The organism is Saccharospirillaceae bacterium (genome assembly GCA_022448365.1).
Classification (GTDB): Bacteria; Pseudomonadota; Gammaproteobacteria; order Pseudomonadales; family Oceanobacteraceae; genus Bacterioplanoides.
The window spans coordinates 1333858-1345592 of sequence record JAKVCS010000003.1; the positions used below are offsets into that span (position 1 = coordinate 1333858).

Sequence of the window (11735 nt, forward strand, 5' to 3'; positions counted from 1 at the left end):
CCACCAGCCAAGACATAATACGTCCATCTTAACGGAACCCGAGAGGTCATCATGTCATCCTGGCAGCTGATTATTCAGCAACAGATTGTGAAACCACTGCAAACGCGAGCAGGTACCTTCGGTTTATTGGCCAGTCTCGGAATCTGGATTTTATTCCTGTATTACCCAATCCGTAAAAGTGCCGAAGCCTTCTCTGATCCAACCAGTCCGGTGGAAGGTATTGTAAGTGCTGTGGGTCTGGACAACCTGGCAAACTGGGTATTGCCAGAACTGGGCGCCTACTGGGCGCTGGCGCTTTACGTACTACCACCCTTCGCCATTCTGGTGGCGGCCGATCAAATGATCAGTGAACGGCTGCGTGGAGGTCTGCGTTTTTTATTATTGCGCGCCAAGCGGGACGAATTATTTTTTGGTCGTTTTGCCGGGCAACTTATCATCCAGCTGCTGTTAATTATCGCGACCATTTTTTCCGCGTCGATGATGGGAGTTCTGCGCACTGGCGACTCCGGGTTCATTGTGGTCCACAGTCACACACTGCTCATTACTGGTGTCCAGTTATTGATTATTGTGATGCCTTTTATTGCGCTGATGTCTCTGCTATCGGTACTGCTGAATAAAGTCCGTACAGCTACCATCATCGCCATGTTGTTGTTTGCGTTTGGTGAAAGTGTGTTTCGCTGGTTAGGCACCAAAGTACCGGGGCTGGACTATCTGGCGTTGTTAGTGCCGGGCAATCAGTTGTCACAGATGCTGAATAATCTGCCACCGGATACCTGGGATTTACTCGCTTACCCGATCGCACAAAGCCTGGTATTTATGATCGTCGGTTATCTGCTGTTTCGGAGACAAAGTGTATGACGGTATTAATTCGTTGCCAGAATCTGTGCAAATCGTATGGCGCAACCAAAGCGCTGGACGATGTCTCCTTCGAAATATCTGCCGGTAACCCGGTGGCTTTGGTTGGCCCGAACGGCGCTGGCAAAAGCACGCTGTTCAGTATTTTATGCGGCTATCAAAATGCCTCCGCCGGAGACGTGGAAATCTTTGGTGAGACACCCATAGCCGCCACATTATCCGGCAAGCTGGGAGCCTTACCTCAGGATGCATTGTTCGACCCGGATTTAACCCTACTGGAGCAATTGGTGTTTTTTGCCCGGCTACAGGGTTTTGACCGCAAAGCAGCCAACCATGAATGTCTGCGGGTGCTGGAATTAATGGGCCTGAAGGATAAACAAAATACACTGCCTACGGCACTTAGCCATGGAATGCGTAAACGATTGAGTATCGCCCAGGCATTAATTGGTAGCCCGCAACTGGTGTTATTGGATGAACCGACGGCCGGACTGGACCCGGAGAATGCGCGTAATATTCGCGAGGTGATCCGCGACTTGTCGGATCAAACCACCTTTGTCATCAGTTCCCACAACCTGAATGAGCTGGAACGGTTATGTAACCAAGTGCTGTTTCTGGAACAAGGTCGCTTGCGGCTGGATCAGAATATTGAGCAGCAGGCTCAGGGCAATATCACATTACGCTTGTGGCAGGAAAATCATCAGATCATCACGGCAATAGGACAGTTATCCGGTGTGCAACAGGTAAGCGCCAAACACGAAGAAATCTTCATTGATTACGACGCAGCGCTCAATCCCATTGTCGACCAGCACCTGCTGCAGTTACTGGCCGAACACCAACTGGGTTATCGCCAGCTCAGCCATGGTCGCTCGCTAGAACAGCAGTTGTTCAGCTAACGGAGGTAGTGACTTCGATCATATCCGCGAGACGTGCGGTCAACTGGTCACCGCTTTCCAGCGGGCCTACTCCCGCCGGTGTACCGGTTAATACGATGTCGCCGGGATTCAGGGTAAAGCTCTGACTGATATGGGCTAGTAAGGGTAGGATCGGAAATAACATGTCACGGCTGTTACCATCCTGCTGCAACTTGCCATTACGGATTAACTGCAATGAAAGGTTTTTCCAGTCGCTGATTTGATCGACACTGACAAATTCGGAAATCGGGCAGGCACCGTCAAATGCTTTGGCGCGCTCCCAAGGATGACCTTTATCTTTTAACTGCGCCTGCACATCACGAAGGGTTAAATCCAAACCCAGACCAACCGCCTGAATCGACTTCTCCGCCTGCTGCTCATCCGCCTGGCTCAGCGTTTCCCCAATTAATAACGCAATTTCCAGTTCGTGGTGCACACTGCCCTGATCCACTGGAATATTCAGTGTCTCGCCCATATCAACAACGGAACTGACGGGCTTCATAAACAGAATGGGTTGAGCAGGAATGGGATTGTTCAGCTCTTTGGCGTGTTCGGCGTAATTTCGCCCGACACACACAACTTTGCCAATGGTCGGTCCGGACTGAGCGTCACGGATTACAGGAGAAAATACAGCGGTCATAACAGCCCCCGAAAAATTGAGGCTGCAGTATAACCTATCCATTTTTCGTTTGGCGGTGATGGAGGCATCAGTGGTTACGAATCAGTTCACCCAGCTCGCGATTCATCTCAGCCGGATCTTCCAGGTTGTATTCCAGTAAGCGGCGCAAGGTTGTCATACTATCAAGGTCCATCGAATCAGATGCAAAACCAACAACGTCATCATCAATATGAACCAGCGAGCCTTCCATCTGAATGGTTTCGTTTTCTGACAATATCAGACTCACTCGCACGGTTTGCTCAAGGTGCCAGTTAACTCCCTCGGGACGTACCAACAAAATGCCGCGCAGGCTGATGTCCAGACAATGGGTTTCCAGGCGCTGCTCATGGGTGATCACCTGAACACGCTGAAAGAAGTGAACACGCTTAAACTGGCGCTGCTCCATGGAAATAAACTCTCAACTGATACCTCTGACTTAGGTTTAGCTGATTTAAGGGAATTAGCAAACGAGTGTTATGTATTGGAGGGAGATAATTAGAGCTATTTATCATTTAAGTACCGGTTATTTTTCTATCGCCGGATCTGTAGGCCATCCATGACCTTAGATCCTGACGCGGCGTGCCACCGCTGCTTTGGAAAAATAACCGATACTCAAATGTTTCTTTGTGCTTAACCTGCAACACAGATTACACGGCTTACGCCAGACGCTTGTACTTCATACGCTTAGGCTGAGCTTCGTTGCCGAGGCGTTTCTTACGGTCCGCTTCGTATTCGGTGTAATTACCTTCAAAGAAAGTGACCTTCGAATCCCCCTCATACGCCATGATGTGTGTCGCAATACGATCCAGGAACCAACGGTCATGGGATACCACCATCACAGAACCCGGGAAGGCTAACACCGCTTCTTCCAGAGCTCGTAAGGTTTCAACATCAAGGTCGTTGGACGGTTCGTCCAACAGCAATACGTTAGCGCCCTGCTTCAGCGTGTAAGCCAGCTGCAGACGACCACGTTCACCACCAGACAGATCACCCACGCGTTTTTGTTGATCGCCACCCTTAAAGTTAAAACGACCAATGTAAGAACGACTCGGATATTCTTTGCCGTTGATGTTCAGCATATCGTGGCCATCGGAAATGGCTTCCCAGACGGTCTTTGTGTCGTCCAGCTCATCACGCAACTGCTCAACAAATGCAAGATTTACAGTTTCGCCCATGACCACGTTACCGGAATCCGGTTGCTCAGTGCCGGCAATCATACGGAACAGCGTCGATTTACCAGCGCCGTTACCACCCACGATACCGACAATAGCTCCCGCTGGAACGGCAAAGCTCAGATCATCGATCAGCACGCGATCGCCAAATGACTTGGTCACGTTATGGAATTCGATCACCTTGTCACCCAGGCGTGGACCTGGTGGGATATAAATTTCGTTGGTTTCGTTACGGGTCTGGAATTCACGCGAGTTCATTTCTTCAAACGCCGCCAAACGCGCTTTGCTCTTCGACTGACGACCTTTGGCGCCCTGACGAACCCACTCCAGTTCGTGTTTTACCGCGCGAGCATGTGCTTCTTCCTGTTTCTTCTCTTGCTCTAAACGCTTTTCTTTCTGTTCCAACCAGGAGGTGTAGTTGCCCTGGTACGGAATACCATGACCACGATCAAGTTCCAGAATCCACTCAGCACAGTTATCAAGGAAGTAACGGTCGTGGGTAATCGCTACCACGGTACCTGGATATTCTTCCAGGAACTTTTCCAGCCAACCCACCGATTCCGCATCCAAGTGGTTCGTTGGTTCGTCCAACAGCAACATATCCGGTTTAGACATCAACAAACGGCATAACGCCACACGCCGGCGCTCACCACCGGATAACTTAGTCACATCCGCGTCCCATGGCGGTAGACGCAACGCATCAGCTGCAATTTCCATATGACGCTCAACATCGTGACCGCCCGCGGTCTCGATAATGGCTTCTAAACGACCTTGCTTCTTTGCCAAGGCATCGAAGTCAGCGTCCGGTTCGGCATAGGCCGCATACACAGCATCCAGCTCCGCTTTGGCGTTCATCAATTCAGACAAACCGTCTTCAACATTACCTTTGACGTCTTTATTTGGATCCAGCTCCGGCTCCTGCGGCAGGTAGCCGACATTTAACTCCGGTTGCGGCCGCGCTTCACCGATAAAATCGGTATCAACACCGGCCATGATACGCAGCAAAGTGGATTTACCCGCACCATTCAGACCCAAAACACCAATCTTGGCACCTGGAAAAAAGGAAAGAGAGATATCACGCAGAATCTGGCGCTTAGGCGGCACAATCTTGCCTAAACGGTTCATGGTAAATACGTATTGAGCCATCTGGTTTACCTGATAAATAATCTGAAAGAATAACGGCGCACGCTACTGAAAAGCGCCGCTTTTGGCAATGCAATCCTGTGATCATTATTACAATACGCCAGCTTTTTGATAACTTAACCGATACAATACCGAGCTACGCGTTCCTAAAATAGGTGTCTATACTGTGGACAGACTACTATCGGTAAGAACCTGACGTTGATGGACTTCTCTGCACCAGACGCCTCTTATAACAAAATCATCAAGCACTCGTCCGGCAGCTTGAATTTCCTTTTGTTTTTACTCAGCTCCGCCTTCCTGGTTATTGTGTTATTACACAATGCCTACAGCCAGTGGCAAAAAGAACAGCAACGTTTTGCTGATAGCCTGACACAAACGGTTAATAACTACGCAGACCAGGCCGGTTTATTGGCACAGGCTGGTTTGCATGCCAACAAAGTCTTTACCAACAGCCACACTCTGCAGCTGTCTGCATTTTTAAACGCACCAACTCCGGATAACGATGAGTTGTTGTGGCAGGATATGCTCAGCGCGTTTTTCAACATCACAGGCTTTTTCGTATACAGCCAAGATGGCCAATATCAGCGACATTACGGCGAACTGCTCAATCGTAATGAAATCGCCGAAATCAGTAATCGCACACAACCCGATATTGGCCCGGACGGGGTTTTCTCCTTACGTTATGGCAGTCGCGGTGGTTATTACATTTTTACCCGTTTCGAAATGGATAATCGCTCCTACAAACTGGTGATACGCCGCTCCTACAGTAAACTGTCAAATATTGTTTTTCAGGGTAATTTCCCAGGCTTTGAGTTAGCCATTATCGAACGCATCAGCGAGCAGATCTCGATCCGGGAACTTTATTACGCCGATTCGGACGCCCAGCCGAGTTTACGGGATGAAGAAAAGCAGCGCATTCTGGCGCGCGCTGAACTGGCTTATACCCCCTGGGATATCATCGCGTTGCCTGAGCCACAGCAACGCCAAGCCATTCTCTTGCAGTATCTCAGTCAGCCACTGCTGACCATGGCCATTTTCGCAACGCTGGCCTTCTTGCTTTGGAGTTACCTGCGCCGTACTGAAGAAAAATCGCTGCAGCTGGAATCTATTCGTCGTGAAACCGAGCGTCGTGCTGATAAGGCATTAATGTCGATCGATGAAGCATTGATCTCCACCGATGAATATGGACGGATCAACTACGCTAACCCTAAAGCCGCCGCTTTATTTCGCGAAAATGGCAGTCATGAATATCAGGGCTTACTGTTGCAAGATGTCTGGCCTGATAGTAAAGCACTGTGGAATCAGGACTATAACAACCTGGCTGCTAACCCGAATCAACCGCGTGACAGCCAATATCATCTGGTCGCTGATTTTGGCACTGAGCAGCGTATTTTCGGGCAAAGCTACAATCCACTTTATAACGGCAATACCATTGAAGGTGTGGTCTGGTTGCTGCGTGATATCACAGAGTCCGTCACCGCAACCCAGGCACTTACGGAAAGCCGCAGTCGCTACAAAGCGCTATTCGAGGAAGCAGGCGTCGCTCATTGTCTGTTAGATATGTCACGCTATCAAGGTGACCTGAGTGAGCTGTATTTAATCAATGCAAATGAGGCTGCCGTTACCTTATTCCAGTCACGTGATCGTAATCAGCTGCTGGGCGAATACCGTCAATTAATTGCTCACACCACCCATGAATTTCATAAAGGTATCGAACGTGCTCGCCTGCTGAAATTAACCACAACGGAATTCGAACTGCGACTACAAACCTTTCAGGGGAACAACCTTCATGTCTGGGCGCACTTAAGCATGCGCTCCGGCACCGACGGACTGGCGTTAATGACGTTACTGGATGTGACTGAGCGTAACCGGATTGTTGAAGAAACCTACGAGCGTGAGGCCTTCTGGAGTAAGGTTATGAATGCCATGCCCGATCTGGTTTATGTGGTCGAACCTGATGGGGGTAATAAACCAAGACTGGTATTCAGAAACCGCTCTCTGGCAGAAATGCTGGGCTACCCGGCAAATCACAGCGCCTGCAACAATTGGGTATCGTTGGTTGATGTCAGTGAAAGTGAAAACCTGGAACGAAACCTGTTAAACCTGACCACACTGGAAGATGGTGAAACAGCAGAATTCAGCGGTCGTTTTATCCATGCCGATGGCAGCGTACGGATGGTGAACTTTATCTGCACCAGCTTTTCACGCAGCGATGATGGTGCGGTAGAGAGTATTGTGGGTACCGCTCGTGACGTAACCGAGGATATTGAGCGCCAGGAACGTATTATCGACAGTGAACGTCGTTATCGTCTGCTTGCAGAAAATATGACCGATATTATCTGGGCCACCGACGCTGAACTGAATTTCAATTTTGTCAGTTCATCCGTAGAAAAAACGCTTGGCTATAAACCGGACGAATTGTTGCGTAGTGGCGTATTAGTCGTCTTCCGCCGCAGCGATATTCGTAAGCTGTTTAAGACACTGCGTCAGCACATTAAAATTGCTTTACATAGCCCAACCGCTGCGGCCGAGAAAAATGTCGTTATCCGCCAGGATATGAGAGCCAGCAGCAAGTTTGGTGAAGAAATTGTAATCGAAATCCGTGCCGGTTTACTCTGGAATGATCTGGGAGAACTGCAAGGGATCAGCGGTATCGCCCGCGACGTCACTGAAGCACGACAACTTGAACGCGAATTGCAACTGGCTGCCGAAGTATTCGAAAACTCCAACGAAGCTATTTTAATTATCGATCGCTCGATGAATATTGCCAGTACCAATAAAGCGTTCGAAAAAATCACTGGCTACGATCCGCAAACCATTATTGGCCAGACACCAGACTTTCTGATCTCACAGGATCGACACGACGTTGATTTCTTTGAAGAAATCGGTGAGGCATTAGTACATAACGGCTATTGGCAAGGCGAAATCTTCTATCAGCGCGATGATGGTGAAGTCCGGACTGGATGGGCGGGTGTCAGTGCTATACGTGATCATAACCGCGTTGTACAAAGTCTGATTATCATTATGTCGGACATCAGTGACCGCAAAGCCATTGAAGAGCGGATTCATAAACTGGCGTATTTTGATCCGCTGACAGGCCTGCCAAATCGCAGCCAACTGCACGAACAACTGGCCATTATGGTGGAACAGGCGAAACAGAATCAGCAGTCGGCAGCGCTGTTATTTATCGATCTCGACCGCTTTAAACCCATTAATGATTCCATGGGACACCCGGCCGGAGACCAGGTATTGAAAGAAGTTGCTGGTCGCTTAAGTCACTGCGTTAAAAAGCACGACCTGGTCTGCCGTATGGGTGGCGACGAGTTTACTGTAGCCATCAGCTCGCAACGCGACAGTGAATCCGCCGCCGACACAGCAGTTAAAGTTGGTGAGCGCATTTTGCATACCTTACATCAGCCATTTAAACTCGGTCAGCGTGAAGTTTTTATCAGCGCTAGTATTGGTATTTCGGTATATCCTAACGATGGCGATAGTGTGACAGAACTGCTTAAAAATGCAGATATGGCGATGTATCACGCCAAAGAACTGGGCCGTGATAATGTGCAGTTCTTTGATCAGAAGATGAATCAGAAAGCGGTCGAACTGCTGGAACTGGAAAATGATTTACGTCACGCACTAACGCGCGAAGAGCTGGAGTTATTCTTCCAGCCACAATATCTCAGCCACAACGCAACGGTGGTCGGGGCGGAAGCTTTACTGCGCTGGAACCACCACAACAAAGGCATAATTTCTCCGGGCGTATTTATCCCGATTATTGAAGATACCGGCCTGATTATTCCGATTGGTCAATGGGTGCTTGAACAGGCGTGCCTGAAATTTTCATCCTGGAAAAAACAAGGCATTCAGATTGAACGCATTGCCGTAAATGTCTCAGCACGTCAATTCAAACAATTAGACTTTATTCAGATTGTCGAAACCGCTATCAATAAAGCAGGTATTCGTCCCGGGCAGCTGGAGTTGGAATTAACCGAAAGTATCCTGATTGATGATCTTGAGCACACGCTGGACGTGCTGGCAGCATTGCGCGATATCGGCGTTCATACCGCCATTGATGATTTTGGTACCGGATATTCATCGCTCAACTATCTGAAACAATTCACCGTCGATACACTGAAAATTGATCAGAGTTTTATTCGTAACCTGCCCGATAACTCTGACGATGCTCAGATTACCCGAACCATCATTGCTATGGCCCATAATCTGGGCCTGGGTGTTATTGCAGAGGGCGTAGAAACCAAAGAGCAATTGCAATTCCTGCAACAGGAACAGTGCGAGGAAGTTCAGGGCTTTTATTTCAGTAAACCTTTACCAGAAACCGAATTCCTACAGAAACTGACAACAACAGAGAATGATCCGGGATGACCGCATCGATCATGTGTATCAATGACCCGAATTGCGACTGTAAAAGTGTATTCTGACCCGTTTTGCAATCCGTATAAACAGCGTGCTTCCCTACCATCAGATTCCCGACCATAAAAATAAATACAGGAATCACGATGAATAAAAAATCATTTTGTATCGCCAATTTTGTGCTGGCGACTGCATTATTGTCCGCATGCGGCAGCGATGATAACAATTCCAGCAGCAATGCAAACAACAACCAAAGCCAGGTTGATAGTCCGGTTTTTGCCACCAGCAGCTGTTTCTGGCAGGGACCTTATTCCATAGAAAACCCGAAGAGCAACTTTGCTTATCCGGATACCGGCGCAACCTACTGGAGTTCGCGCTATAAGTTGCCACAGGGTGCAACACTGAAACTCAAAGGTGACTTTCCTTTCGCACGTTATATGTCTCTCAATAGCTACAACAGCGCCGCAGCGCCGATGGACGCCATCAGCGATAGCAGCATCATTGCGAATCAGGGAGCCATAAACCCTTTTGTTAATGGTAATCAACGTGATGCCGAGCAGCGTGGTTATCAGTTGACCATTGCCGCTGGTTCACCACCACCAGAGCGCGCGACCAATACGCTCTATGATCACACCACTGACGATCAAGCCGTTTTACTGTACCGTGTGTATGTACCAGACAATGGCAAGTCAATGACGGGAGGGGTGAAATTACCCGAGCCAGAAGTTACATTGGCAAACAGTGGTGAAACTCTGACCGGCCAGGCACTTTGCGATGAGCTGGACAATGATCCCAATCTGCTACAGATTCCGCTAGTACCCGCCGGGCAATACGCCGCCCGAAAATTTAACCCCGCAAAAGAAATACCCGTGTGGCAAGCAGCTTATAATTTTACTTACAGCGTCGCCTGTAATTTCTTTGGCGGCTGTTATGGCGTTCCCGGTGTTGCAAAACCAGAACGTCAGGTGGGATGGTTTGCAAATTTAGACAACCAATATATGTCGTCTTTTATTGACCGCAGTATTAAACCCATTGCGGTCATACGGGGAAAAATTCCGGCAGTTCCGCAAACATTAGAGGGAACAGATACCTTTGACACCGACGATGCGCAGCTGCGTTACTGGTCGATCTGCCAGAATGAATATTACTCGCAGAAAGTGACGCAATGTTTATACGACGAACAAATCACCATTAATCCGGATGGTAAGTTCACTATTGTCACCAGCTGGGAGCAGGATCGACCTGAAAATGCTACCAAAGAATGCGGTATCGAATATCTGAAATGGTCAGAAAGTGGTGACGGTTTTTCGTTGATTCCAGGCAAGCAGAACAGCATTAACGACGGCCTGCTGATTATCCGCAATATGCTGCCGATGAATGGTTTCAATAAAACCGTACAACAAACGGCAACGCCCGGCGATGAAGCACAAGTAATGGCAGAGTTTCTACCTGAAGTTACGTATTACACTCAGCAGGAATTTGAAGCCCTTGGCTGTGATGCTTACAACTCCCTGTAAACAAAAACCCTCGCTGTTAATAACCCTTGCACAGCAAGGGCAATGACAGTGAGGAATCGTCGTCAACCAGATTTACCCGCAGCGAAATTGCTGCGGTGTTTTTCCGAACCATTGGCGAAAGGCTTTAAGAAACTGGCTTTTTGCTTTGTAACCCAGCAAAAATGCCAGCTTTTCTGACGTCATACCTGGCTGGTGAATGTATTCTTTTACCCGTTGCTGGCGTACTTCCAGTAACAACTGATGGTAACTGACCTGGTCTTGTTTTAAGCGCCGCTGCAAACTGCTCACACTTAAATTCATGATGCTGGCGATGTTATCTCGGGTGGGTTCTATCACGCCCAGTATCGTGTTTAATAACAGCCGGATACGCTCGGAGTAATTTAAATCCGGAAATTGTTTCTCGTGCAGATGAATAACCGGCGATAACAACAAAGGCAGCGACATCACTTCCTGTTGCGGTTGGAGTTGATATATGAGTTGTGTCTGATCCGACGCAAAGTCTGGCAAACAGTCGAAGCACTGCAGGTACATATCGTAATTCAATGCATCCGGCACATGAGAAAAACGCACCACATCGGGCATACGTTGATTGAAATGGGCTACCAACCTGACCAGACCATAAACCGCTCCTTCAACCTGGTGGTAGCTGACGATGTCTGGCATACGTGGGCTGAAAGTCATACAAATACCTTCACGCTGATGACACACATCAACCGCCACCACTTCCGACAGTACCTGAAAGTATCGCCCGGTTATATGCAATAAAACTTCCACAGGAAGCGCCAGTTGCTGTTGTTGCAGCGGCCTTATCACCTGTTGGATTGCCCGACCCAGTGAGGTAATGCGGATATCAATCAGATCGATCACGGCCAGGCCAAGATTTGCCTCTTGTGCCAACTCAGCTGCCAGTCGGACTTCGCGGGTAATAATCTCCAGCGGCACACGATCACTGGTGTACTCATCAAGGTTGACGTATTGCGATTCCAGTTGAGGAATCAGCGCATTTTTATTATTTTTTCCTGCCCATATGCGAAACCCGACACGATTCGCCATCACGGTTTGCTTATGCACAGTCACTGCTGTTTTTTTCATCGTTCCATGCTAACAA

The 11735-nt window shown here is 48.6% G+C and carries 8 protein-coding genes; 4 read left to right on the plus strand and 4 right to left on the minus strand.

The features are described from left to right. Window positions 1-51 precede the first annotated feature (51 nt). Window positions 52-858, plus strand: a complete 807-nt coding sequence (locus MK185_09710) for an ABC transporter permease subunit (GenBank protein ID MCH2040898.1) — start codon at window positions 52-54, stop codon at window positions 856-858. Then, window positions 855-1748, plus strand: coding sequence for an ABC transporter ATP-binding protein (locus tag MK185_09715; GenBank protein ID MCH2040899.1), 894 nt, complete (start codon window positions 855-857; stop codon window positions 1746-1748). Before MK185_09710 ends, MK185_09715 begins: the two co-directional genes overlap by 4 nt. Here the strand turns inward: MK185_09715 and MK185_09720 are convergent. From MK185_09720 to ettA, 3 genes are all read right to left on the minus strand, one after another. Further along, window positions 1741-2406 carry a fumarylacetoacetate hydrolase family protein gene (locus MK185_09720; protein MCH2040900.1) on the minus strand — a complete coding sequence of 222 codons (666 nt, stop codon included), beginning with the start codon at window positions 2404-2406 and terminating at the stop codon, window positions 1741-1743. The two genes, MK185_09715 and MK185_09720, sit on opposite strands and share 8 nt — an antisense overlap. 67 nt (window positions 2407-2473) lie before the next feature. Then, on the minus strand, window positions 2474-2830 hold the full coding sequence (locus MK185_09725) for a PilZ domain-containing protein (protein ID MCH2040901.1): 357 nt from the start codon (window positions 2828-2830) through the stop codon (window positions 2474-2476). Between the two features lie 250 nt (window positions 2831-3080). Continuing rightward, window positions 3081-4742, minus strand: coding sequence for an energy-dependent translational throttle protein EttA (gene ettA / locus MK185_09730; protein MCH2040902.1), 1662 nt, complete (start codon window positions 4740-4742; stop codon window positions 3081-3083). Window positions 4743-4940: 198 nt separating this feature from the next. On the opposite strand from ettA, the gene MK185_09735 reads away from it, so the two are divergent. Together MK185_09735 and MK185_09740 are read left to right on the plus strand one after the other, a co-directional pair. After that, on the plus strand, window positions 4941-9122 hold the full coding sequence (locus MK185_09735) for an EAL domain-containing protein (GenBank protein MCH2040903.1): 4182 nt from the start codon (window positions 4941-4943) through the stop codon (window positions 9120-9122). A 134-nt stretch (window positions 9123-9256) separates the two neighbouring features. Then, window positions 9257-10627 (plus strand): hypothetical protein, encoded by a 1371-nt coding sequence (locus MK185_09740; GenBank protein MCH2040904.1) that lies wholly within the window; start codon window positions 9257-9259, stop codon window positions 10625-10627. A gap of 72 nt (window positions 10628-10699) precedes the next feature. On the opposite strand, the gene MK185_09745 is transcribed toward MK185_09740, so the two are convergent. Further along, window positions 10700-11719 carry an AraC family transcriptional regulator gene (locus MK185_09745; GenBank protein MCH2040905.1) on the minus strand — a complete coding sequence of 340 codons (1020 nt, stop codon included), beginning with the start codon at window positions 11717-11719 and terminating at the stop codon, window positions 10700-10702. Window positions 11720-11735 lie beyond the last annotated feature (16 nt).

Coding starts and splice junctions, on each gene's coding strand:
- MK185_09715 (MCH2040899.1), top strand. CDS start 855: ATGACGGTATTAATTCGTTGCCAGAATCTGTGCAAATCGTATGGCGCA.
- ettA (MCH2040902.1), bottom strand. CDS start 4,742: ATGGCTCAATACGTATTTACCATGAACCGTTTAGGCAAGATTGTGCCG.
- MK185_09725 (MCH2040901.1), bottom strand. CDS start 2,830: ATGGAGCAGCGCCAGTTTAAGCGTGTTCACTTCTTTCAGCGTGTTCAG.
- MK185_09740 (MCH2040904.1), top strand. CDS start 9,257: ATGAATAAAAAATCATTTTGTATCGCCAATTTTGTGCTGGCGACTGCA.
- MK185_09735 (MCH2040903.1), top strand. CDS start 4,941: ATGGACTTCTCTGCACCAGACGCCTCTTATAACAAAATCATCAAGCAC.
- MK185_09720 (MCH2040900.1), bottom strand. CDS start 2,406: ATGACCGCTGTATTTTCTCCTGTAATCCGTGACGCTCAGTCCGGACCG.
- MK185_09745 (MCH2040905.1), bottom strand. CDS start 11,719: ATGAAAAAAACAGCAGTGACTGTGCATAAGCAAACCGTGATGGCGAAT.
- MK185_09710 (MCH2040898.1), top strand. CDS start 52: ATGTCATCCTGGCAGCTGATTATTCAGCAACAGATTGTGAAACCACTG.